Origin of the sequence: Candidatus Defluviilinea gracilis, from assembly GCA_016716235.1 — a bacterium.
Lineage (GTDB): Bacteria > Chloroflexota > Anaerolineae > Anaerolineales > Villigracilaceae > Defluviilinea > Defluviilinea gracilis.
The window spans coordinates 547598-570905 of record JADJWS010000001.1 but is presented as its reverse complement, the minus strand read 5'-3'; the positions used below and the strand labels follow the sequence as shown (position 1 = coordinate 570905).

Below are 23308 nucleotides of genomic sequence, written 5' to 3'. Positions count from 1 at the left end.
CTTAATTCCTCAAATACTCACTCGTGATCGAACGCTTCGCACTGACCAGTTGCTTGGGCGTGCCTTCGAAGATGATTGTACCGCCCTTGCTTCCACCCTCGGGACCCATATCAATGATCCAATCCGCATTCTTGATCACATGCAAATTATGTTCGATGATGACAACCGTATTGCCAGTGTCCACGAGCCGATTGATGACTTCCATTAGATGCCCAATATCGGACATGTGCAAGCCTGTCGTGGGTTCGTCCATGATGTAGACGCTTCCCTTTTTGTGCAACTCACTAGCAAGTTTGATGCGCTGACATTCTCCGCCAGATAACGTGCTCAACGGCTGACCCAGACTCAAATAATCAAGTCCCACATCACTCATAGCTTGCAATTTCTTTGTCACTTCGGGAATCTGGAAATATTCCAACGCCTCTTCCACTTTCATCGCCAAGACTTCCGAAATATTTTTCCCGTTCAGTTTGTATTTCAACACTTCATCTTTGAAACGTCTGCCTTCACAAACTTCGCAGGGAGTCTTGGCTTCGCTGAGAAACGCCAGATCGGTGTAGATCACGCCAAGCCCCTGACAATTTTCGCACGCGCCTTTCGAGTTGAAACTGAATAACGAAGCCTGCACTTTATTCGCCGCCGCAAACGCCTTGCGGACATCATCCAAAATGCCTGTGTAGGTGGCAGGGTTGGAACGGCTGTTGGCTCCGACAGCGGATTGGTCAATCACAACCGCATCAGCATGTTGCGCCAAAAAGACTTCGTTGATCAGCGAACTTTTCCCCGAACCCGCCACACCTGTGACGACAGTCAAGATTCCCGTCGGAATATCCACGCTGACGTTTTGCAGGTTGTTCACTTTTGCATTCTTGATTGGCAGTTTGCCCGTTGCCTTGCGGAACTCATCTTTCAGCGGGACTTTCTGATTCATGAACTTACCTGTCAGCGTGTTTGTTTTCAGCAAATTCGCAAAACTGCCTTCGTAGACAATCTTGCCGCCGTGCGTGCCAGCCTTTGGACCAACATCCACGATATGGTCAGCGGCTTTGATAACGTCGGGGTCATGTTCGACGACGATGACTGTGTTGCCTTTGTCGCGCAGTCTTTGCAACAACTCGTTCATTCGATGCACATCGCGCGGATGCAAGCCCACGCTCGGCTCATCGAAGATGTAAATCACATCCGTCAAACTGCTTCCCAAGTGTTTGACTACTTTCACGCGTTGCGACTCGCCGCCCGACAAAGTGTCCGTTTCGCGGCTGAGGGAGAGATATTCGAGCCCAATGTCTACGAGATGTTCCAGGCGTTCAATCAAGCCTTTGACAATGGACTGCGCCGCAGGTTCTTTGAATGTTTTCACAACTTTGATCAACTCTGGAATTTCCATCGCGGTCAAATCTGCAATGTTATAGCCGTTGATTTTGCTCTTCAACGCCGCCTGACTCAACCTTGCGCCATTGCACAGGTGACATGGACCCATCGTCATATACGGCTCCACTTGCTTTTGAGTCCGCGCCGACATGGTCTTCAAATCACGTTTGATGTATTTGTTCGTGAAGCGCGTGACGATGCCCTCATAAGTCATGTTGAAATCTTTTGCGCCAACTTTGGTCTTAATCTTTATCGGCTCGCTGTGCAACAGATCATCTATTTCTTTTTTTGTGTACTTGGACAACTTCTTATCAGGGTCGAACAAGCCTGTGCTGATGATTTGACCCCAATACCATCCATTCACCGCATATTCGGAGAATAATATCGCGCCTTCATTCAACGACTTGGATGTATCCAACAATTTATTCAAGTCCACATCCAGTTTGCGACCCAGTCCGTTATAATCGGGGCACATCCCTTTTGGGTCGTTGAAGCCGAAGAGATTGGCAGAGCCAACATGCGGTTTGCCGAGCCGTGAAAATAATAAACGCAATAAAGTATTGATGTCTGTAATGGTTCCAACCGTCGAGTGTGAACCGCCGCCCATGCGTTTTTGATCCACCACGATGGACATGCTCAGGTTTTCAATCGAGTCGGCGTCGGGTTGTCCGTACTTCGGCAGAAAATTCCGCACGAACATGCTGAAGTTTTCGTTCATCAATCTCTGCGATTCGGTCGCGATCGTATCGAACACAATGGACGATTTCCCTGAACCCGATACGCCTGTAAAAATTGTGATCTTGCGCTTGGGGATTCGCAGTGAGACATTTTTCAAATTGTTTTCGCGCGCGCCGCGAATTTCGATGTATTCTTGTGGCATGGATTCTCCTCAGTTCATTAGTCATGTAGGGCAGGTTTTTTACCCGCCATGAATAAAATTTCAAGAGAGCGTCAGGCTAAAAGCCTGACTACGAATGATTTGATGGTATTACAACATCTAAACCAACCTCCCGAAGGACATCAGGACGATGTGCGGGATGGTTTTTCTTATGAATTCAATTTTATCAACTGCTTGAGAATCTTCTCAAGTTCAGATTTCTTTGCCGTGATGTCCTTCATGTTCGCAAAATACATCATGCGCCTGTCTTTGTAATCGCCTTCGAGCAAATCACTTTTTATTTTTGCAATCATCGGGTTATGAAAAACAAGATGGATTCGATTTACATCACGCAGATTAAACGTTACCAAATACTCGCCTTTGTAATTGAAGGATGGCGCTTTCCATTTGATTTCTTCATTGATACCTTTGCTCGCGCCCTTGATGATCGCCCGCACCGCCTCTACCTCCGCTTTGAGTGGGTGACTCAAACCCCGAAGGAATTCATCCACTACATCCATGCGGCTGACGGGCGAGCCTTTCTTCTTCAACTTCTCGCCTGCTTTGGCTGGCTTGAACGACCAGCCCCTTGCTTTCAACGCCTCTTTCAAAATACGTATCGCCCTCGGACCGACCCCATGCAATTGAGCCAACTCCGCTTCGGAGACTTTGGTCAACTGCTTGAGGGTTGTGTAGCCTTCGTGAGTCAACGCGCGTGTGGCGGGCGCGCCAATGTTGGCGAGGTCGAATGCGGGGCTTTTGGTGGTCATGAAAATCTCCTTTTCCCTCACCCTGGCCCTCTCCCGAAGGGAGAGGGGACAAGACTCCCTTCTCCCTTCTTCCTTTGGGAGAAGGGCTGGGGATGAGGGCATTACGCCAACTCGCCTTCAGGCAAGGCTGGCGACTCGCTTTCGCCGTCCATGTATCTATCAGACAACAACTTGTAATATTTTGAGTTCATCGCAATAACGGTGAGGATCAAGCCGATGATACCTACCACCGTGAAGACCAGCGCAATGCCGCGCGCGGGACCTGTCCCGAACCAACTGCCGATCAAGCCGACGCCTGCGCCCGTCGTCATAAAAGGGATGAAAAATGTCTCAGTAATTGGACCAATTAGAAAGGTCGTCAGAGGCGCGGCAGATTGCTCAATGCTTTGCGCGAACCCGAAGACGCGTCCCTGTCGTTCAAACGGGACCACCTTCTGAAGGATCGTCTGCTCAGCGGCTTCGATGAACGGCACAACGCTGATATAAATGAACATGCCGACTGCCAGCAGAATGATGGAGGGTTGAATGGTGAAGACGGCGGAGACGATCCATATAACGATGTTGGCGGCGAACATGGCGAACAATGGATTCTTGCCTAAGCCGTATTTTGCAATGATCATCCCGCCGACGATGAAGCCTGTGCTGATGACTGCGAAAAGCAAGCCCCATGTTTGAACCGAAACGAGCGAGAGGCCGTACGCATCCATGAGTCCCATGAACGCGCCGCCTAAAAAGTTGTTGATGGTGGCGAAGAGGATCATCGCCATCAAACCAGGGATGGCGGCGACGACTGCGTACGTGCCGCGCAAATCCACTTTGGGTTGTTGTTCGAGATGCACAATTTCTTTTTCTGGAATTTGTAACGTCCACATGTGAAAAATGGAAAGCGCCATCATCACGATTCCAAGGATCAACACATAGAACATGCCGCCCGCGCCCACCAACAAACCGCTGATGGCGGAACAAATTAAAAATGCGATGCCGAAGGCTGTGCCGACGAGTCCGTTGGCTTTGGCGCGGTCATCTTCGGGAATCAAAATGGTGACGAGAGTCGGCACGGCAATCGAGCGGATGTTGCCTGCGATCACGCCAACCAATAGAAGCACATTGAAAACCCAGAGCGTGACGCTGGTTGGGTTCTTCCATGTTTCGGCGGGGAAGGCGAGATAGATTCCAAAGCCGACGATGTAAATGAGCAGTGAAATCACGCCCGAAAGAATCATCATATTCTTTTTCTTGTTGTGGTCAACCAGGCTCCCGAACCATATCCCCAACCCAGCGGTGAACACAAGGAAGATGCCCGAAACAATTGAAGTGGCGGTGACCGATTTCGTTTCGAGATACATAAAAAAGATCATCGCAAACCAGACGGTCATATTGGTGACGTTGGCAATCACGGTATTGGCTAAGATTTGATAAAAAGTTTTCACGAGATTTTTCCTTTATTAGACCTCTTGCATAAGTATTTGTAGGGCGGGTTTTCAACCCGCCATTCATAAATATGGAGGGTGTCAGGCTACATACCCATATCTGGGCACAAGAGCCTGACCTACGAGTCTCTTGCTTTGAACCACGGAGACGCCGAGTCACGGAGTTTTTTATGTTACTTCGCAATCTCCCAAATAGTACCGCTGGGATCCATAAAACTAGCGGTCCGCACACCCCACGGGCGATCCATCGGACCGTTCAGCAGTTTCACGCCGCGCGTCGCCAACTCGGCGCACATTGCGTCCACATCGTCAACGCCAATCGTGAAGACAAAGCGGGGGCCAGCGTCACGGCTCCCCACGTTCGCAGGTTCGATGAGTTCCTTTGCCTCGCTAGATTTCAAAAGGTTGACCAGCGTGTTCCCGAACTTGAACACGCACGAATCTTTATCTTCAAAAACTACTGGCAACCCAAAGATCTGTAAATAAAATTGTTTTGTCGCAGGCAGGTCTTCGACAAACAAAGTAACCGTCGTAATTTCTTTTACCCACGAATTTGTATCCATGCTCGAAACTCCTTATTGATTGGACGGAGAGATATTCTGATTCATGCGGAATAGATTCGTGGGATCATATTTCGCTTTGACGTGGCGCATCTTTTCCAACGTGGAGGCTGGGTACGCCGCTTCGAGTTCTTTCTCGCCGATAGTGTTGATGAAGTTGACGTACTTGCCCTTGTCGCTTTGTCGAATGGCGTTCTCAAATTCATCCACCCATGTTTCGTGGACGGATTTTTCATTCAGGTCTTGATACAACGCGGCAAGGTTCGCCATAATCTTCGACTTGCGATGAGCATACGCAGTGACATCCGCTGGGATGCGCGTCATCGCTCCGCCCAACACGCGCAGTTGACTCACCGCCATCATGCCTGTTGATTTCTTCAAGTGACTCAAGATGGTTTCAGCAACTGATACATCCACGTAATCCAAAAACATCGTGCGGTTTGCGGCAATGGGATGATACTCTCCATTCTCTGGCGGGAACATTTCAGGGTAAGCCATCGGGCGGAGCATGTCGGCATAGGGTGTGGCGAGATTGCGGAACGGAGTCATCGCCTGTTCGCCTTGTGCAGGGTCGCCCGCATAAAACATCATCGCCATGAGGATGGGCTTGCCAACCACGTCCTCGGGCAGGAACGGCATCGGGGGCGCGGTCATCACGTTTGCAATGGTGGATAATGCCTCGGGAGCCGAATCAGCCTCCCTTAAGAAAGAAGCGACTGTCTCCGCTGTGGCTGGGAGGAACAGCATTCCGCCGTACGCTTGACCCAAATCCTGCAATTGAAATTTGAATTTCGTCGCCACGCCAAAGTTTCCGCCGCCGCCGCGCATCGCCCAAAATAAATCGGCGTGATTCGATTCATCGGCTTGCAAAATTTTTCCGTCGGCGGTGACGACTTCCACGGCGAGCAAATTATCAATCGTCAGCCCGTGCTTGCGGACGAGAAAGCCAACGCCGCCGCCAAGCGTTATGCCGCCAATGCCGACCGAACCCGTGTCGCCGAAGCCTGTGGCGAAACCGTGTTCGGCAACCGCACGCGTATATTCCGCGGCGGTGAGCCCCGACTCAGCCCACGCGGTTTTTGTGTTCGCATCAATCTGCAAATTTTTCATCAGCGAAACATCCAACAGGATCCCGCCGTCGTTGACGCAGAACGCGCTGTGTCCGCCACTGCGGACGGCGAGTTCAAGTCCCGTTTCTTTTACAAGCGCGATGACTTGTGCCACTTCATTTACATTCGTCACCTTGATGATGACAGCAGGGCGGCGGTCAATATCGCCCGCGACAGCGGTTCGCGCTTTGTCATAATCTGCATCTTTGGGCGCGATCACATGCTTGAATGTTTTACGAAGTTTTGTAATTGAAAGTTTGTTTGACATCGTTTCTCCGTGGATAAATTAATTGTATCTGCCTTAAGTTAATTAAGATAATAGATGTCCGATTATAGAACGTGCGTTCTAGTATGTCAAGCAGAAAATAAGAGGCGAAGAAGGTGGGGAAATTTCAAAAATCTTGACGATAAAGAACATCCGCACTAATATTTTAGAATGAATAAAGATAAAAAAGTAGACGCATATATCGCCTCATTTGATGAACCTCTACGCGCTAAATTAAGTGAGATTCGAAAGCTCATTCGACGTCTCGCGCCACAGGCTAGCGAATTAATCAGCAATGATATGCCTGGTTATATCTTGCACGATAGTTTAGTTTGGTTTGCTGGAATTGGAGAGCGCGTTGCTTTATATCCGCGGGGTCACCATTTTAAGAAAGCCTATGCAAAGGAACTTGTAGGCTATCAGACGATAAAAGGCGCAATCCTGTTCTCGTCCGATGTCGCGTTACCGATTACGTTAATCACAAAAATAATTAAGGATAGGGTAGATCAAAATATACTTGTTGCAAAGCCGCTCCCCGAAGGTTTTCCAGCAAAACTTGCCTTACCAGTCAAACGAGCGCTGGCAGTTGCCAAGATCACAAGTTTGGATATCCTAGCAAGCTACTCTGAAAAGGAGATTTTAGATTTGCACGGCATAGGTCCGAGTGACTTCCCTTTGTTGCGTTCGGCGTTGCAAGTAGTTGGTCTAAAATTTCGGCGCGACGAGTAGGCTTAACAATGGGGTAGTTAGTCAGCTAATACCATGTTGAATTAAATGGCTAACGAATATGCCGAAAAATGTAGCCACAAAAGTCTCTGTGACCTTTGTGGCTAATATATCTTAGAAGGATGTATATGGCGATGCTTAAGCTTTATCTGACCGCTTTCTTCACCAGCGCGGTGATTATGTTGCCAAATCGCCGCTTGTTTCTCAGCATGCGTTCGTTGGGCGGGGCTCAGACCTATCGACGCCTTGAGCTTGTTCGACTCTCATGCAGTGAGCGTTTACGCATAACTCACCGGGTAGCGCAAATGCGTCACGCCGACACCTTGAATTACCGCCGGGCTCCCAAGTGCGGCCCTTGTACCTGCGAGGTGATCAAAGAGGCGGACTCCGGAACCCAGAAAGATCGCGGCTATATCAACGCTAATTTCGTCCAGGAGCCCAGCTTTGATGCATTGCTGGATGGTATCGGGACCATGCATTCCGACCGATTTTCCACCCGCGGCGGCTTTCGCTTTCTCCACAGCGCTTTCGATACCGTCCGTCACGAAATGGACCGTTGAATTCGGACGCGGCCAGCCAGCAGGGATGCTGTGTGTCAGGACAAAGGCAGGTCCCCAAGAGTGATTCCCGCCCCAGCCTCCAGCAACTTCAAAAGTGCGTCGTCCCGTAAGGACTGCCCCCAGCTCGGAGGTGAGACTACGAATGTGCCCAGCGCTCGGCTCGGACACCTTGAATGTCATCGAATCCGGTCCCCCTGTGCGGACTTCAACATTTCCCGAGCTGAAGTACCAATCGAAGACTTCGGACACGCTGTCATTCGGGCCGGCGACAAAGCCATCTAGCGACATAGACATGATTGCAATTACTTTCGACATTCGGATGCTCCTTTTTGTAAGAAATTATCTCAAAAGGCATTCTGAGCCAATCTGCGAAACCAAAGCATAGCGCAGGCAAACTGAAGCAGGGCGAGATAGTTTTTCGCTTTCTTTTCGTAACGGATCAACAAGCCGCGACACTTGGATAACCATGCTAACGTTCTTTCCACCACCCATCGTCGAGCAGGATGCTTTTTTTACCCCTGCTCAACTTCTCTTCACCAATACGGCGAACATGCCCCGTATAGCGGTGCTTCTCTATCGCCGCCTTGCCTGTTGGGTTGTCATAGCCTTTGTCCAAACAAAGATGTTGAGGCTTTGCTTTCGTTACTTTCGGTCGTTCCACCACAATGGCTTCAATCGTTTTGTCCAACAACTTCGTATCGTGAACATTTGCCCCCGCGACAATAATCGCAAGCGGCCCGCCCAACCGATCCGTCAAAAGGCTCTTTTTCGAGCCGTTTTTGCCTCGATCTGTCGGGTTGGCTCCAATTTCATCGCCTCCCGAACGAGCCTTGCCCAGCGTGCCATCCGCGGCTTGCCATTCCCAATCCACCAGCCCCAGTTCTTCACATTCCTCCAGCAACAATGCCCAAAGCTTGGGAAACAAATCGATTTCCACCCAATGTTGGAACGTTCGATGAATTGTAGAATCATCGCCATACACGCGTGGAATGTGATTCCATTGACACCCCGTGCGCATCCGAAAAATCAAGGCATCCAAAACATTGCGCGGATGGATGCGCGGTCTGCCCGTTTCTTTGGGTGGGTCAAATTCCAAGATGAGCGGTTCCATGCGCTTCCATAATTCATCGGGAACCTCCCAGATAGTGGGTAGTGGCGTCTTTTTCTTCATCGTTGGGTTTCCTTTGTTGGCACTGAAATTATATGCCCTCAAAGAGTTTTGAGATAGTTACTAAGTGGGTTTCGGGATCAACAAAACGCTCTGGTTACAAATAAGCCTTTTACGAAAAGAGGCAAACCTCCGGCTCGGAGCGTCCGCCCAACTGGTATTAGTTGACTGCTCTTTTCACGAGCGCGGCAATCTTCGCTTCCTCCGCAGGGGATATCTTCACCAACGCAAAACCAGCCGCCCACATATTGCCATCGTCGAGGCGCGCCGAATCGGTGAGTCCGAACGTGCAATACCGCGAGCCGAACTTACTCCCTGCCTGAAAGAAACACACCACCTTGCCCTCCGCGTTGGCATAGGCGGGCATCCCGTACCAGGTCTTTGGCGTGAGCCCGGGCGCGGCGGCTTTGACGATCTCGTGAATCTTTTTCGCCATCGAACGCTCCGCGTCGTTCATCTTGGCGAACGCCGCAAAGACAGCCTTCTCCATCTCTTCCTTGTTCGCCGCCATCTTCCGCTCTTTGAGAGTCTCCTTCATCGCCGCTATTTCTTCTGCCGATAACCCTGTGGTGGATTTTTTTACAACTTTCTTGGCGCTCATCATGATCTCCTTGTTTAACCTTGCGTCAAAACGAATTTAGTTATATAATAAAGATACTTTATAACAAAGATAATGTCAAGGGTAGCGCTATGGCAAACTCCAAAACAGAATTAAAAAAACGAGCCTTTATGGCAGTCAGGGATTATGGCGTCAACTTAAAGTTATTCCAAAATGCTGTGGATGAAAAGGCGGGTCTCAACACAACCGACACGGAATGTCTTAGGTTGCTGTTTCAAAAAGGCACTGCCACGCCCACTGAAATTGCCAAACATACAGGTCTCACCTCTGGCGCAACCACCGCCATGCTGGACAGACTTGAAAATGCAAAATTAATTGAGCGAAAACCAAACCTCGCTGACAGACGTGGAACTTTAATCACGCCTGCAAAATCAGCCGCAGAAAAAGTGGCGGCATGGTTTCAACCAGCCCGAAACGCCCTGGACGAATTAATTGCGAGTTATTCAGCAGAGGAATTAGAAATCATCTCTGGCATTTTTGAACGATTCGCAAAACTATGGGATGATGAACGCGGGAAGTTGAAAAGAGGATAACCCCCGCACCCCGTATCGCAAAGGTCACTTTGCGCTTCCTGAACCCGAAAGAATCCTCATGCGTTTATTTCTCCTCTAACATTGAACCATGAAGGATCTCCTGCGCGCGCGGATGCTTCGCGTACACGCCGCGATAGGATTCGGGCAGGAGCGCGGCGATCTGGCACATGATCTCATCTGTGGCGTTTTGTAGCGCGGCATCGCGCTCTTTGTTGGGGAGCGGGGAGATGGTGAACGGCTTGCCCCCGGTTAACGTGATGAGCGATTTTCGCAGGCGTTTGAGGTTGCCGACGACAAGTTTGTCCTCCGTGCCTGTGATTCCCACAGGCACGACTGGGAAGCCCGAACGCGCCGCCAGGTAAGCGACGCCCGGCTTGCCTGCGATCAGCGCGCCGGTAGGCGAACGCGTCCCCTCGGGGGCGATGATCAGACACTTGCCTTGCTCCATGAGGGCGATCATTTTCCGAATCGCTTTCAAGTCCGGATTGAAGCGATCTACGAAGATCATGTTCAATGGACCGCTGAGCGCGCGAATCCACCCAACCTTTTCCCATTTTTCCGCCACAGGGATGAACAAGTCCGTGCGGTTGATGGCGAAGTAGACCAATATCAGGTCGAGGAAGCCGATGTGATTCGCCGCAAGGATCATCCCGCCGGTGAGCGGAACATATTGTTTGCCGCGAATTTCAAAACGGCAGATCAGGTTGAGCGCCAGGCGGATAAGCGCTCTAAGTAGACGCAGGATCATGATGGTTCACAAGTTCAAGCAAGCGCGGATGGTTCGCATAAAAGCCGCGGTACGACTCAGGGAGCATCGCGCCGATCTGGCACATGATTTCATCGGTGGCCGCGCGCAGGGCTTGTTCGCGTCCCTTCCCTTTAGGGATTTCAATGCGGATCGGGTCGCCCACTCTGACTACGATCTTCGCGCGCCGGAAGCGCTTCAAGTTTTCCAGAACGACGCGGTCTTCTGTCCCGGTCGCCGCAACTGGCAACACAGGGAATCCGCTTTTGCTGGCGAGAAACGCCACGCCGAGTTTTGCCTCTTGCAATGCTTCGCTCTTTGAGCGCGTGCCCTCCGGCGCGATCACCAGCAAACCGCCCTTTTCCATGCGCGCCAGAATCTCGCGCAACGCGGAAAAATCGGCTTCGAAGCGGTTGAGCCAGATGGCGTTGGCGGCGCGCCCAATGAGACCGAACAACCAGTGGTTCTTGTACTTCTCAGCCACCGGCATGATGATGTCTTCGCGCTCCACCACGCATAGCAGGGCGGCGGTATCCAGCCTGCCGAGGTGGTTCGACGCGCCGATCAAGTTGCCGGGCGGCATTTTTTCCAGCCCGCGCACTTCGATATCGGCGATCAAGTTCATGATGAAACGGATGATGGAACGGATCAGTCTGAATTTCATGCGCCAATTTTACAACAAGCAGGGCAGTCTGGCGGAAAAACGGGCACTGTAAGAGTTACACCGATCGGACTCTACCCGAAGCGGGCAAAGAGACTGGTCTGCGCAGTTTAATTTTCGTAACCGCGCTTGTCCGCGAAAAAAAACCGACCAAGTTCAACTGGTCGGTTTTCATCTTGCTCGATGCAGACAAAAGAAAATCCACGAGGGACGGCGCGCTCCGTGACTGAATCGTTAAATAGATCTCTTGCGAAAGTCATTTTTGCCACAGAAAACACAGATGACCTCTTGCGAAAGTCATTTTCGCCACAGAGAACACAGAGAAAAAGAGCATTTCTCAAGGGTCTCTGTGGTCTCTCCCGAAGAACATCGGGACGATGTGTGGCTAAGCAGGAGACAGTTATGCAAGAGGTCAAATCTTGAAGATCATCACGATGGCGGAGATGAATAGGGCAGGTCATCGCCACAAATAATCGTTCGAACTTTTTTTCCGCGCTGTTTTTTCCGAGCCGTACTTTTCAAACATGCGCTGGAAGACCAGCATATCGCTCGGCGAAATATTGACGATCTCAAACCCCACGTTGAACGTGTTCGGGTCCACGTAATCGGGGCGCGTCCACTTACTGCGCGCAATGAACACCATCGTCTCTTTCTCGGAGATGTCGGGCGTCAGGTCGATCAGCATGTGAAAATCCTTGCCCGGCGGAATATTCTTCGGCGAATCAAGTTTGAACCCGCCCGAACTGATATCCGATAGATAACCGATGGTCTGCTTTGTCGATTCATCCTTAACCTGCATGTAATAGGTAAAGTCGCGGCGATCGATCTTTCTCTTATCTGACATTCTTACTCCTTCTTTCTTTGCAGTATAAATCTGCCTTGAAGTTATGTCAAAAATAAAAATGCGTTTGTAACGCAGACCAAACCATATCTGGCGGCGATGCGCGCCGCGTTCCAACCTGTGGTTGTCAATCGGCTCTCAAAATGTGCGTGACGATCGTCGCCCCCGAGCCGCCGATGTTTTGCGCCATGCCGATTTTTGCCCCATCCACTTGTGTGACGCCACACTCGCCGCGCAATTGCTGGACAACCTCCACGATCTGATAGATTCCCGTCGCGCCGACTGGATGCCCCCGCGCTTTGAGTCCCCCGCGTGTGCAGACGGGTCTTTCCCCGGTCGGGCTGATTCGCCCTTCCAAGCCGAGTCGCACCCCCTGCCCTTTTTCCGCGAACCCGCACGCCTCGAGCGACAGCGCCGCCATGATCGAAAACGCGTCGTGCAGTTCGAACACGTCAATATCCTCGGGTGAAACGTTTGCCATCTCATACGCGCGCTTCGACGATTGATACGCGGCGGATAAAAACAATGGGTCTTTGCGCGAATGTACTGCGATGGTATCTGTCGAAGAGGCGGAACCCGCAATTGTTATCTTCGGCTTTCCATTTAATGAGACCACTTTTTCCGCAGGGACGATGACCACAGCCGCCGCGCCGTCGCCGATGGGAGAGGCGTCGAGCAGATTGATCGGCGTGGCGACCATGCTCGACCTCTCGAATTTTTCGACGCTGATCTTTTCATGCAATCGCGCAAATGGGTTGTGCATGGCATTCGCGTGCGCGTTGATCGAGAACGGTGCGAAATCTTCATGCTTCCAGCCGAACTCGTGCATGTACCGCCGCATGATGAGCGCGTTCAACCCGACGAAGGAGATGCCCTGTTCCAATTCGTAGTCCGCGTCGGCGGCGGTGGCAAGCGCGGAGGTGACGTCGTGTCCCGCTTTGTCGGTCATCTTTTCGACGCCGACCACAAGGGCCGAGTCCGCGTCGTTTGCCGCGACAGCCATAAGGGCGGAACGAAGCGCCGCCGCTCCCGAAGCGCAGGCGGCTTCCACTTTCACCGCTTCCTGTTTCCACAGCCCGATCCAATCCGAAAAGAACGCGCCGAGTTGGTTCTGCCCGCTGATGGTGGAGGAGAGCATGTTGCCGACGAAGAGCGCGTCCACTTGTTCGACGCCCGCGTCTTGCATGGCGGCGAAGGCGGCTTCCCCGCCGATCTCGCGCAGGGATTTGTCCCAATGCTCGCCGATCTGTGTTTGTCCGATTCCTAGAATTGCCACTGGTCGCATGTTTGCCTCAGATGATTTATACTCGTGATGCGTGTTCTCGACGCAGTTGTACTGCGTTGAGGCTGGCGGCACATAGTTCCTGACGGCAGTGCAACTGCCGTCAGATCAGATGATTGAACCCTTGTAATTGTAATCGGAGCGACTCTCACTTGCTATCAAAAATGACGCGGGCGGCATGGAGCCAGAATTTTTTGCTGGCGCTCGAAGGATTCGGCGAGGAAGGGCAGATCGCCTCCTCGTATTTGCGGGCGCATCGAACGTACATCGGCTTTTGGAAAGTGCGGAAAAATGTCGGCGCGTTTTGGACGTTTCTTGGAACGATCCATTTCAACTCACTTTATTATTCGTTGCAAACGAATCCCGCCGACCCGCGCTTGCTGACGTTGTTGATCCATGAGGTGAAGCACCTGCAACAAGGACTCGTCACCGCGCTTTCGGTGTATGGCGAGTTGGAGGCGTGGCAGTTGCAGTTCAGGTTGTATCATCAAAAGACAAACGCAAAGATGCACCCCGTAATCGAAAAACTTTTATCGCTCCCGCTTGGTTGGGATCGTGACGTGTTACAGCAAGCGCGTGTGTTGATGCAGGAATTCGCGGGCAAAGGCTATCGCGCCGATTTGCTCCCGCTGTATCCGCTGGGGAAAGAGATTCGATTTCGTCTGTTTGGGAAGACCCCATGAGCGCGCGCGCAGATATTCTTTTGCTTCTCAATGGAAATAGACTCGCTACGCCTCCCGCGTTTAGCGGGTTGATCCATGTCACAGTGGAGGGATTGCAAAACGAGGGGCTTGCATTGCACGAAGTCCATCACGATGCAATGAAGATGGCGCGCGCGGCGGCGAGTACCTTCAAGTTGACGGGGATGCGGTCTGCAACGTTGCCGCTGGATTTATGCGCTCCTGCCGAGATGCTAGGCGCAGAACTGAATTATTTTGAGGGCGGAGAGTTGATGCTTCCGCAGGTGAGGAGGGCGATCGCTGAAAGCGCGAAAGAGATTAGAGAATTAGAGAATTGGGGATTGGAGACTGGAGATTGGGAGAATTGGAGAATTGGGAGAATTGGGTTGGTGTGTGATGCAATCCGATTAGTGAAGGAAGATGTGGGAAATGAGATCGTCGTTTCGGGGATGATCCCGGGTCCGTATACGTTGTTATTGTATTTGTGCAACCCGAAGAATTTATTTATTGAAATGAAACACGAGCCGCAAGCGGTACTCGATGCCCTCTTTCATCTTTCCTCTTTCCTTGCGAAGATCGGCAACGCGTATCGAAGCGCAGGCGCGGACTTCATCACCATCCACGAGATGGGAGGGTCGCCTGGGTTCATTGGACCGTCGAAGTTCGAGCAGTTTGTCCTGCCCGCGTTGAGGGAGTTGCACGCGAGTCTGCCGAGTCCGCGCGTGTTGTCGGTGTGCGGGAATACAAACAAGTCGGCCGCGGCGTTGGCTGAATCGGGCGCGGAGGCGGTTTCGGTGGATCAGTTGAACGATCTTGCCGCGTCGCGCGAGGTGTTGAAAGATACTCTGCTGTTCGGGAATCTCGATCCTGTTGCGACGCTGTGGAAGGGCGATGAGGCTGAGGTGGCTGAATCAACTCGAAGGGCGAAAGAGGCGGGCGTGGACGCCGTCTGGCCCGGCTGTGATCTCGTCCCATCCACGCCGATCCGAAACGTGAAGGCGATGATGTAGGAAAACGTCCCGCAGGGTGGGCTGAATGCGGTGATGCTTTCGAAAAAACCTGCGGGACGGTTTTCTCCATTGACTTGTAATTTCACGGGCTGTATCATAGATGCGTTGTCACCCAAATGAGGAGAGATGGGCATGGCGAGGAAGCCGAATTCGGCAGGCAAGGCGGCGAAACCCAAGGCTAAAAAAGTTACGAAGCGGGGTGTGTTGACGCGTCGGACAAAGGCGTCAAAAGTCAATTCGACGAAGAAATCAGCCAAAGTTTTGCGTGAATCACACACTATTGAACAGCAACTTGCACAACGCGAAGCCGAGTTGCAGATCATCAACTCCATACAGCAGGGACTCGCCGCGGAGTTGGGCTTCCAAGCGATCGTGGACTTGGTCGGCGATAAGTTGCGCGAAGTGTTCAACACACCCGATTTTGAGATTAGATGGTATGACGAAAAAACCAATTTGCTTCATTTTCTTTATGTTTATGAACATGGGAAGCGTATTGCTATATCACCAGCGAATCCGCCCCCGGGCGGCGTGTTCGATACTCTGCAAAAAACTCGTCAACCTTATGTGCTCAACACTAAGGAGGGAAGGGATAAACTGGCGGCTTATAGGATTCCTAACACAGATGAGGGGAAGTCTGTTGCCTGGATACCCATTATCAGCAGTGACCGCGTATGTGGGCTCATTGGTACTCAAAATTTTGAGCGCGAGAATGCTTTTGGTGAATCTGAAATCCGCCTGCTAACTACGATTGCCGCGTCGCTCGGAACCGCGCTCGAAAACGCCCGTCTCTTCGATGAGACCCAGCGCCTGCTCAAAGAGACCGAACAACGCAACGCCGAACTTGCCATTATTAACAGCGTCCAAACCGCGCTGGCGGCAAAACTGAATATGCAAGGGATCTACAATGTTGTTGGCGATAAGATCCGCGAGATATTCAATGTGCCAAATGTTGTTATCTTCGCCTTCGACCGTCCGTCCAACCGCATGCAAATCCCTTATGGGGGAGATGAAATCTACTCTTTCGATATCAACAAAGTAAAGGATAAGCGATTCTTTGAGTACTTTGATGAAACCAAAAAATCGCTCTTGATCGATCAAAACGTAAAAACGGAGGCGCCCAAATACGGCATTTATAGTTTTGACGACCCTGTCTTATATGACCCAGAAGCCACGTCAACTACAACCTATAGCGAAGGTTCTCTGCTTTTTGTGCCTCTTATTGTGGGAGATGAAGTCAAAGGCATTATCTCTCTCCAGAATCTTGAACGCGAAAATGCGTTCGCTCCATCCGACGTGCGCCTGCTGGAAACCCTCGCCAATTCGATGAGCGTCGCGCTCGAAAGCGCGCGTCTCTTCGACGAGACCCAGCGTCTGCTCAAGGAGACCGAATCGCGCAATGCCGAACTTGCCATTATCAACAGCGTCCAACAAGGATTGGCATCCAAACTGGAGATGCAGGCAATTTACGACCTGGTCGGCGATAAGATGCGCGAGATCTTCGACGCGCAAGGCGCGGGCATCGCGATCATTGACCGCCCTCAAAACCTGGTTCTCCTCAAGTATTTGTTCGAGGACGGGCAGATCTACCGCGACAAGACTTTCCCACTCGGGCAGGGACTGACTTCGTATGTTTTCGAAACCAAAGAGACGCTCTTGATCCAGTCGGATGATGACCGTGAAAAATATCAACACAGGTTCATCTATCCCGGATCGCAGTCCATGTCGAAGTCATGGCTTACCGTTCCGATCCTCATCGGCGGCGAGGTGATCGGCGGACTCAATGTTCAAAATTTTGAGCGCGACCACGCCTTCTCTGAATCGGATGTGCGATTGCTCCAGACGCTGGCTTCCAGTTTGGGCGTGGCTCTCGAAAACGCGCGTCTTTTTGATGAGACTCAACACCTGCTCAAGGAGACCGAATCGCGCAATGCCGAACTTGCCATCATCAACTCGGTGCAGAACGGGCTGGCTTCTGAACTGGATATTGACGCGATCATCCACTTGATCGGAGATGAGATCCGAACGATCTTTAGCGGCGCCGATGTGGAAATCTCGCTGTATAACTCCGTCACGCGCATGATTTCTTTTCCCTACTGGTGGTCTGCAAAAGATGGGATGATTCCCGAAGAGCCGCTCCCCTTGGGGCTGGGTCTGCATTCCAAGTTGATCGAATCGCAACAACCGCTTCTGCTCCGCACGTCTCAGGAAATTTCCGCTCAAGGTCCTGTGATGCCCGAAGGCGTGGCGCTGAGGAAGTCTTTCCTCGGTGTGCCGATCAATTCGGGAAAAAATGTTGTCGGCGCGCTCACCTTGCACGACGCGTTTGTCGACAACCGTTTTACCGATGCCGATATGCGGTTATTGACCACCCTTGCGAATAGCATGAGCGTCGCGCTGGAAAACGCGCGTCTTTTCGATGAAACCCAACGCCTGCTCAAAGAGACCGAACAGCGCGCCGCCGAGCTTGCCACCGTCAACACCGTAACGAACGCGCTGGCGGGCGAACTCAATCTCGAGGCGTTGATCGAACTGACTGGCGAGCAGATCCGCGCCACGTTTCGGGCAGATATTGCCTACGTGGCATTGCTGGATGAAAAGAGTCAAACGGTCAACTTCCCCTATACGTTTGGGGAGGACCTCCGCGCGCTTAACTACGGGGATGGGATCACAAGCCGCATCATTCGGACGGGGAAGCCGATTCTCATCAACGAAGAGTTGGATCGCCAGGCGAGAGAGTTGAGCGGCAGGGTGATCGGGCGGCGGTCGCTGTCTTATTTGGGCGTGCCAATTTTCGTCGGCGGGCGAAGCGTGGGCGTCGTCAGCGTGCAAAGCGCCACAGCGGAGGGGCGCTTCTCCGAAAGCGACCAGCGACTGCTAGGCACCATAGCGGCGAACATCGGCGTGGCTCTGCAAAACGCGCGGCTGTTCGACGATGCCCAGCGAAGCAACCGCGAGATCATCGAGAACCTCGAACAACAGACCGCCACCAGCGAGATTTTGCGCGTCATCGCCGAATCGCCGACGGATATTCAACCGGTCATGGAGGTGATCGCCGAAAACGCCCGCTGGCTCTGCGATTCGACGTTGTCGGCTGTCTATCGCACCGATGGGCAAATGGTCTATGAGGTGGCGATCAGCGATGTGTCAGCCGAAATGCTCGAGACCACGCAGGAAGTCTCCGGGCAATCGTACCCTGCCCGGTTAGATTGGAACAACAGCCTATCCTCCCGCGCTATTCTCAGCCGCTCGGTCCTGCATATACCGGACCTCGTCCACGAGAGTGATCTGCCTGTGATCACGCGCCGCTATGTGGAATCAAAAATTCTCAACAGCGTCTTGTTTGTCCCGATGATCCGCGAAGGCGAGGCAATTGGGTGCATTGGCGTGGGCAAACGCGACGCCATGCCCTTCACTGAAAAACAGACCGCGCTCTTGAAGACCTTTGCCTCGCAGGCGGTGATCGCCATTGAAAATGTGCGTTTATTCAACGAACTGGAACAGCGCAACCGCGAGATTACCGAAAACCTTGAACAGCAGACCGCCACCAGCGAAATCCTGCATGTGATGGCAAGTTCTCCCACCAGCATCCAACCTGTGCTCGATGCGATCACAGAGAATGCGGTGAAACTGCTGGGCGGCGATTTTGGGAACCTTTATCAAACCGATGGCAAACTCGTTTACGAGACGGCGCAATATAACTTTCCGCCGGAAGCGGTGGCAGAAGCAAAACGCTCCTATCCCGCGCCGCTCATCAGGGATCGATTGTCGTCGCGCGCCATTCTGGATCGCGCTGTTGCGCACCTCCCCGATATGCAGAACCATCCCGACCTGCCCGAAGTGACGCGGCGCTACACCAAATCGCTTAACATGCAATGCGTGGTCATGGTGCCTCTCATGCGCGAGGGAGAGGCGATCGGGAGCCTGGGTATCGGCAAACATGACCCGGCGCCGTTCACTGAAAAACAGATCGCGCTGTTGCAGACTTTTGCCTCGCAGGCGGTGATCGCCATTGAGAACGTGCGGTTGTTCAATGAACTGCAAGACCGCAACTTGAAAATCTCTGAAAACTTGAAACGCCAGACCGCCACCAGCGAAGTGTTGGGGGTGATTGCCGGGTCGCCGATGGACGATCAGCCGGTCTTTGATGCGATCATCGAGCGGGCGGTCAAACTCTGCCGCGGCAACGGCGGATATATTGCCCGCGTAGCCGATGGGATGATTCACTTTGCCGCGGGGCATAATCAAATTAAACCTGTTTCGGCGCGGGACATTCTCGACGGTTTCCCCATCAAGTTGGAAGGTCACGACGAACCCAGCACTCTGTTGAATATCATCAAGGATCGCACAACGCTTCACGTGGAGGATTTGAGGAACGACCCGCGCGTGACGCCCAAGAACCGGGAGGATGCCGCGCGTTGGGGGTTGGGCAGTACGTTGTGGGTGCCTCTCTTGAAGGACAACAAAGGTATTGGCGCGATCGTCATCGGCAGGGACGAAGTCCGCCCGTTTAGCGATGATGAAATCGCGCTCGTGAAGACCTTTGCCAGCCAGGCGGTGATTGCCATCGAGAACGTGCGCCTGTTCACGGAAACCCAGCGCCTGCTCAAAGAGACCGAACAACGCGCCGCCGAACTCGCCATCCTCAACAGTGTGGGCGACGCGATGGGGAAAACGTTCGATTTGAAATCAGTGGCGCATATCGTCGGCGAAAAAGTGCGCGGCATCTTCAGGGCAGAAGTGGTGGATATTTTGCTCTTCAACCCCGATACGCGGGTGGTTAGCCTGGTATATAGCTTTTGCGACGATGAATATTATGAGAATGAACCGCCCTGGGAACTGGGGGAGGGCTTGACGTCGAAGATCATCCTTACGCGCCAGCCGTTGTTGCTTCATACCGCCGTCGAAATGGACGAGCAGGGCGCCGCGGCATACGTCACTGCGCCGGCGGGAGAACGCGATCCCGAATCGTATATGGGAGTGCCGATCCTCGTCGGCGACAAGGTGCTGGGTGTTGTGGATGTGCAGAGTTACCGCGCAGATGCGTTCACCGAAGATAACGTGCGTTTGCTCTCCACGCTCGCATCCAACATGGGCGTGGCAATCGAGAATGCCCGTCTTTTCGATGAGGCGCAGGAAGCGCGCGCCGCCGCCGAGCAAGCCAACGAGGCAAAGAGTTCCTTCCTTGCCACCATGAGTCATGAGATTCGCACGCCAATGAACGCGGTGATCGGCATGAGCGGTCTGTTGTTGGATACAAACCTCGATCACGAACAAGAGGATTATGCCGAAACGATCCGCAACTCGGGCGATGCCTTGCTGACCATCATCAACGATATTTTGGATTTCAGCAAGATCGAAGCCGGGCGCATGGATATTGAAAGTCGTCCGTTCGACCTGCGCGAGTGCGTCGAATCCGCGCTGGATCTGGTTTCCGTTCGCGCCGTGGAGAAAGGGCTGGACATTGCCTACATGATGGAGGATGACGCGCCTGCCGCGATCTATGGCGATGAGACGCGCCTACGCCAGATCCTGCTCAACCTGTTTAGCAACGCGGTGAAATTTACCGAGAAGGGCGAAGTGGTTCTCACAGTTTCACGTGATCGAAACTTGAAACCTGACAGCCTGAAACTTGAAACACTGATTTTCACCGTCCGCGATACGGGCATCGGTCTTTCCGAAGATGGCATGAGCCGACTCTTCGAATCCTTCTCTCAAGCCGATTCCTCGACGACCCGAAAATACGGCGGCACGGGGCTGGGACTTGCCATCAGCAAACGCCTCGCCGAGATGATGGGCGGCACGATGTGGGTGGAAAGCGGGGGGGCGGGCAAAGGCTCCGCATTCTCCTTCACCATTCGCGGCGAGGCGGCAGAATTGCCCAACAATGCCGAGCGCGAATATAACGGCGTCCAACCTGAGTTGCAGGGCAAGCGCGCGCTTGTTGTGGACGATAACGAGACGAATAGAAAAATCATGCATGCGCAGACATCCAAGTGGGGGATGTCTGCGCGCGAAACCGGGTCGGCAACCGAAGCCTTGCAATGGCTCCGGGACGGCGCGGTATTCGATCTCATTATCCTGGACATGCGCATGCCCGATGTGGACGGCGTCGAACTGGCGAAGCGCATCCGCCTGACCGGCGTGAAAACTCCCATGGTGTTGTTCAGCTCGCTTGGTCGGCGTGAAGCGGGGGTGGATGAAAGTCTGTTCGCGGCATACCTGACCAAGCCGATCAAACAATCCCAGTTGTTCGATACGCTCGTCGGTATTTTTGTGGGCGCCAAACCGCGCGAGCAAAAGACGATCACCGGGCGCTTCAAACTCGACCTTGATTTTGCTTCGCGCAACCCGTTGAAGATCCTACTGGCTGAAGACAACGCCGTGAACCAAAAGCTGGCGTTGCGCCTGCTCGAGCAAATGGGCTATCGCGCCGATGTGGCGTCGAATGGGTTAGAAGCAGTAGAGTCTGTGGCGCGCCAGAAATACGATGTGATCCTGATGGATGTGCAGATGCCCGAAATGGATGGCTTGGAAGCGACGCGTCAGATCGTGACGAATTGGTCGCGCAACCATCCGCGTATCATTGGTTTAACGGCGAACGCCCTCGAAGGCGACCGCGAGATGTGCCTTGCCGCCGGTATGGCAGATTACATTTCAAAGCCCATTCGCGTGGAGGAGCTGGTTGCCGCATTGGAGAGGGCGAGGGTGGAGCACGGAGGGCGGGCTTGAGCCCGCTGGGATGAAATGCGCGTTTCAGTCCTGAAGAATACGCGGCAGTTTTTCTCTCTCTGTTCATCAGCGTGAATCAGCGTTCACGCCGCACTGGCGCTCGGCGCAAGCGTCTGCGTCCTGTTCGGAAACACATAAATTGGTTTACCGTAGTAACGACTTCAGCGTTTTTTGTAGCGAAAAGGCGACCGAAGTCGCCACTACGATCTCAGGCAATCATGGTTACTCAGAATAAAAATTATTTCCGATAGAGTCTATGGCGTACCATCACTCACATAACTTTGCGAGCTACGCACAACGAGGAGAAATGCGATGGCAGGAAAACAATCAAGCAAGCCGAAGAAAAACAGGAAGACCAACGAAGTTCAACCCGCGCCGCAGCAAGCCGCGCCCGGCGGCTGGATGACGCATCCAATCTTTGGAATAGCAAACCCCCGTTCTGAACAGCGCCGTATGCCCTGGTTCGGCTGGCTGGGGTTGGCGATCATGATCCTCGCTGAGATATTCCTCACGCCGGGCGACCATCCGCTTGCGCTGGCGTTCACGCCCATCATGTGGAGCGGCTACATCCTGTTCGTGGACGGTTGGATCTGGCAAAGACACGGCGATTCGTATTTCATCGAGCGGCGGCGCGAATTCCCCATGTTGTTTTTGATCTCGATCCTGCTATGGTCGATGTTCGAAGTGATCAACTTCAAAACAAGGACCTGGCATTACGACAATATTCCCTCCGTGGGCATGCGTGAATTCCTCGGCGCGTGGGCATATGGGACGATCATCCCCGCCTTGTTCCGCACCTGGGATTTTTTCGCCACCTTGAAGATGTTCGAGAAAGCCCCGGCTCGCCATGTCAAAGTGACGCCGTTCAAGTTGGCGTTTTCTTTTATTTTCGGGGTTGCCTGCATCAGCATCCCGTTGTTGATGTCTGATTATTGGGCGAATTTTCTCATCCCGTGCATCTGGCTGGGGTTCATCTTCCTCGTCGAACCCATCAATTATCTGCTCAATATCCCGCGCATTTCCATTTTCCGCCAGTTGGAAATGGGGAACTCCAAATCGCTTTGGCAGTTGCTTGTGGCAGGCTTGTTTTGCGGCGTGATCTGGGAATCGTTCAACGCGGAGGCTGTGCGCGCGGGCGGGCTGGTGTGGGTTTATACCCTCAATCAATTTTGGGTCGATCTGGGATTTGGGATCTACCCGATCCGGAACGATTCGATGCCGCTGATGGGTTTTGGCGGGTACCCTCCATTCATCTGGGAGAATTTTGTCATGTATGAGTTGATCAAATACGCCATGCAAGGCAACAAGATGTGGAAGACCCCCGGCCAACATCATCCAGATGATGGGTTGCCGACGGAGTAAAAAGATCAAG

17 protein-coding genes and 1 pseudogene are annotated in these 23308 nt (G+C 52.7%); 6 read left to right on the top strand and 12 right to left on the bottom strand.

Translation table 11 applies throughout. The features are described 5' to 3' along the window. Position 1 precedes the first annotated feature (1 nt). From IPM31_02655 to IPM31_02635, 5 genes are all read right to left on the bottom strand, one after another. Positions 2 to 2251 carry an excinuclease ABC subunit UvrA gene (locus tag IPM31_02655; GenBank protein MBK9005873.1) on the bottom strand — a complete coding sequence of 750 codons (2250 nt, stop codon included), beginning with the start codon at positions 2249 to 2251 and terminating at the stop codon, positions 2 to 4. Between the two features lie 167 nt (positions 2252 to 2418). Next, positions 2419 to 3018, bottom strand: coding sequence for a DUF1801 domain-containing protein (locus tag IPM31_02650; protein ID MBK9005872.1), 600 nt, complete (start codon positions 3016 to 3018; stop codon positions 2419 to 2421). Between the two features lie 101 nt (positions 3019 to 3119). After that, the gene (locus IPM31_02645) at positions 3120 to 4448 is read right to left on the bottom strand and encodes an MFS transporter (protein ID MBK9005871.1); all 1329 of its coding nucleotides are present in this window, start codon (positions 4446 to 4448) and stop codon (positions 3120 to 3122) included. Positions 4449 to 4621: 173 nt separating this feature from the next. Next, the gene (locus IPM31_02640) at positions 4622 to 5011 is read right to left on the bottom strand and encodes a VOC family protein (GenBank protein MBK9005870.1); all 390 of its coding nucleotides are present in this window, start codon (positions 5009 to 5011) and stop codon (positions 4622 to 4624) included. Between the two features lie 12 nt (positions 5012 to 5023). Continuing rightward, positions 5024 to 6385 (bottom strand): FAD-binding oxidoreductase, encoded by a 1362-nt coding sequence (locus tag IPM31_02635; GenBank protein ID MBK9005869.1) that lies wholly within the window; start codon positions 6383 to 6385, stop codon positions 5024 to 5026. 168 nt (positions 6386 to 6553) lie between these two features. On the opposite strand from IPM31_02635, the gene IPM31_02630 reads away from it, so the two are divergent. Further along, positions 6554 to 7111 carry a DUF1801 domain-containing protein gene (locus IPM31_02630; GenBank protein ID MBK9005868.1) on the top strand — a complete coding sequence of 186 codons (558 nt, stop codon included), beginning with the start codon at positions 6554 to 6556 and terminating at the stop codon, positions 7109 to 7111. 275 nt (positions 7112 to 7386) lie between these two features. Here IPM31_02630 and IPM31_02625 read toward each other — a convergent pair whose 3' ends face one another. The 3 genes and pseudogenes from IPM31_02625 to IPM31_02615 all read right to left on the bottom strand — a co-directional run bounded on the left by IPM31_02625 (position 7387) and on the right by IPM31_02615 (position 9437). After that, positions 7387 to 7983, bottom strand: a complete 597-nt coding sequence (locus IPM31_02625; protein MBK9005867.1) for a dihydrofolate reductase family protein — start codon at positions 7981 to 7983, stop codon at positions 7387 to 7389. A 29-nt stretch (positions 7984 to 8012) separates the two neighbouring features. Continuing rightward, positions 8013 to 8839, bottom strand: a pseudogene (locus IPM31_02620) (IS5 family transposase). A gap of 157 nt (positions 8840 to 8996) precedes the next feature. Next, positions 8997 to 9437, bottom strand: coding sequence for a DUF1801 domain-containing protein (locus IPM31_02615; GenBank protein MBK9005866.1), 441 nt, complete (start codon positions 9435 to 9437; stop codon positions 8997 to 8999). 89 nt (positions 9438 to 9526) lie between these two features. On the opposite strand from IPM31_02615, the gene IPM31_02610 reads away from it, so the two are divergent. Next, positions 9527 to 9988 carry a MarR family transcriptional regulator gene (locus tag IPM31_02610; protein ID MBK9005865.1) on the top strand — a complete coding sequence of 154 codons (462 nt, stop codon included), beginning with the start codon at positions 9527 to 9529 and terminating at the stop codon, positions 9986 to 9988. Between the two features lie 64 nt (positions 9989 to 10052). On the opposite strand, the gene IPM31_02605 is transcribed toward IPM31_02610, so the two are convergent. The 4 genes from IPM31_02605 to IPM31_02590 form a co-directional block, all read right to left on the bottom strand. After that, entirely contained in the window at positions 10053 to 10736 is a 684-nt protein-coding gene (locus tag IPM31_02605) for a 1-acyl-sn-glycerol-3-phosphate acyltransferase (GenBank protein ID MBK9005864.1), read from the bottom strand. After that, complete coding sequence (locus tag IPM31_02600) at positions 10717 to 11397, bottom strand: 1-acyl-sn-glycerol-3-phosphate acyltransferase (GenBank protein MBK9005863.1); 681 nt, start codon at positions 11395 to 11397, stop codon at positions 10717 to 10719. The genes IPM31_02605 and IPM31_02600 overlap by 20 nt, the downstream gene beginning before the upstream one ends. Before the next feature lie 454 nt (positions 11398 to 11851). Continuing rightward, entirely contained in the window at positions 11852 to 12238 is a 387-nt protein-coding gene (locus IPM31_02595; GenBank protein ID MBK9005862.1) for a PilZ domain-containing protein, read from the bottom strand. Between the two features lie 124 nt (positions 12239 to 12362). Beyond that, a complete protein-coding gene (locus IPM31_02590) occupies positions 12363 to 13520 on the bottom strand; it encodes a thiolase domain-containing protein (protein MBK9005861.1) in 1158 nt (385 codons plus the stop codon). 149 nt (positions 13521 to 13669) lie between these two features. On the opposite strand from IPM31_02590, the gene IPM31_02585 reads away from it, so the two are divergent. From IPM31_02585 to IPM31_02570, 4 genes are all read left to right on the top strand, one after another. Then, positions 13670 to 14200 (top strand): hypothetical protein, encoded by a 531-nt coding sequence (locus IPM31_02585; GenBank protein ID MBK9005860.1) that lies wholly within the window; start codon positions 13670 to 13672, stop codon positions 14198 to 14200. Next, positions 14197 to 15207: a hypothetical protein gene (locus IPM31_02580; protein MBK9005859.1), complete on the top strand. Its 1011-nt coding sequence runs from the start codon at positions 14197 to 14199 to the stop codon at positions 15205 to 15207. Before IPM31_02585 ends, IPM31_02580 begins: the two co-directional genes overlap by 4 nt. Positions 15208 to 15339: 132 nt before the next feature. Then, complete coding sequence (locus IPM31_02575) at positions 15340 to 21936, top strand: GAF domain-containing protein (protein ID MBK9005858.1); 6597 nt, start codon at positions 15340 to 15342, stop codon at positions 21934 to 21936. A gap of 312 nt (positions 21937 to 22248) precedes the next feature. Further along, the gene (locus IPM31_02570) at positions 22249 to 23298 is read left to right on the top strand and encodes a hypothetical protein (GenBank protein ID MBK9005857.1); all 1050 of its coding nucleotides are present in this window, start codon (positions 22249 to 22251) and stop codon (positions 23296 to 23298) included. Positions 23299 to 23308 lie beyond the last annotated feature (10 nt).

Excerpts from the sequence above, each read along its gene's own strand:
- IPM31_02575 (MBK9005858.1), top strand. The coding sequence starts at position 15,340 with ATGGCGAGGAAGCCGAATTCGGCAGGCAAGGCGGCGAAACCCAAGGCT.
- IPM31_02605 (MBK9005864.1), bottom strand. The coding sequence starts at position 10,736 with ATGATCCTGCGTCTACTTAGAGCGCTTATCCGCCTGGCGCTCAACCTG.
- IPM31_02580 (MBK9005859.1), top strand. The coding sequence starts at position 14,197 with ATGAGCGCGCGCGCAGATATTCTTTTGCTTCTCAATGGAAATAGACTC.
- IPM31_02630 (MBK9005868.1), top strand. The coding sequence starts at position 6,554 with ATGAATAAAGATAAAAAAGTAGACGCATATATCGCCTCATTTGATGAA.
- IPM31_02615 (MBK9005866.1), bottom strand. The coding sequence starts at position 9,437 with ATGAGCGCCAAGAAAGTTGTAAAAAAATCCACCACAGGGTTATCGGCA.
- IPM31_02635 (MBK9005869.1), bottom strand. The coding sequence starts at position 6,385 with ATGTCAAACAAACTTTCAATTACAAAACTTCGTAAAACATTCAAGCAT.
- IPM31_02595 (MBK9005862.1), bottom strand. The coding sequence starts at position 12,238 with ATGTCAGATAAGAGAAAGATCGATCGCCGCGACTTTACCTATTACATG.
- IPM31_02590 (MBK9005861.1), bottom strand. The coding sequence starts at position 13,520 with ATGCGACCAGTGGCAATTCTAGGAATCGGACAAACACAGATCGGCGAG.
- IPM31_02570 (MBK9005857.1), top strand. The coding sequence starts at position 22,249 with ATGGCAGGAAAACAATCAAGCAAGCCGAAGAAAAACAGGAAGACCAAC.
- IPM31_02625 (MBK9005867.1), bottom strand. The coding sequence starts at position 7,983 with ATGTCGAAAGTAATTGCAATCATGTCTATGTCGCTAGATGGCTTTGTC.
- IPM31_02610 (MBK9005865.1), top strand. The coding sequence starts at position 9,527 with ATGGCAAACTCCAAAACAGAATTAAAAAAACGAGCCTTTATGGCAGTC.
- IPM31_02655 (MBK9005873.1), bottom strand. The coding sequence starts at position 2,251 with ATGCCACAAGAATACATCGAAATTCGCGGCGCGCGCGAAAACAATTTG.
- IPM31_02600 (MBK9005863.1), bottom strand. The coding sequence starts at position 11,397 with ATGAAATTCAGACTGATCCGTTCCATCATCCGTTTCATCATGAACTTG.
- IPM31_02650 (MBK9005872.1), bottom strand. The coding sequence starts at position 3,018 with ATGACCACCAAAAGCCCCGCATTCGACCTCGCCAACATTGGCGCGCCC.
- IPM31_02640 (MBK9005870.1), bottom strand. The coding sequence starts at position 5,011 with ATGGATACAAATTCGTGGGTAAAAGAAATTACGACGGTTACTTTGTTT.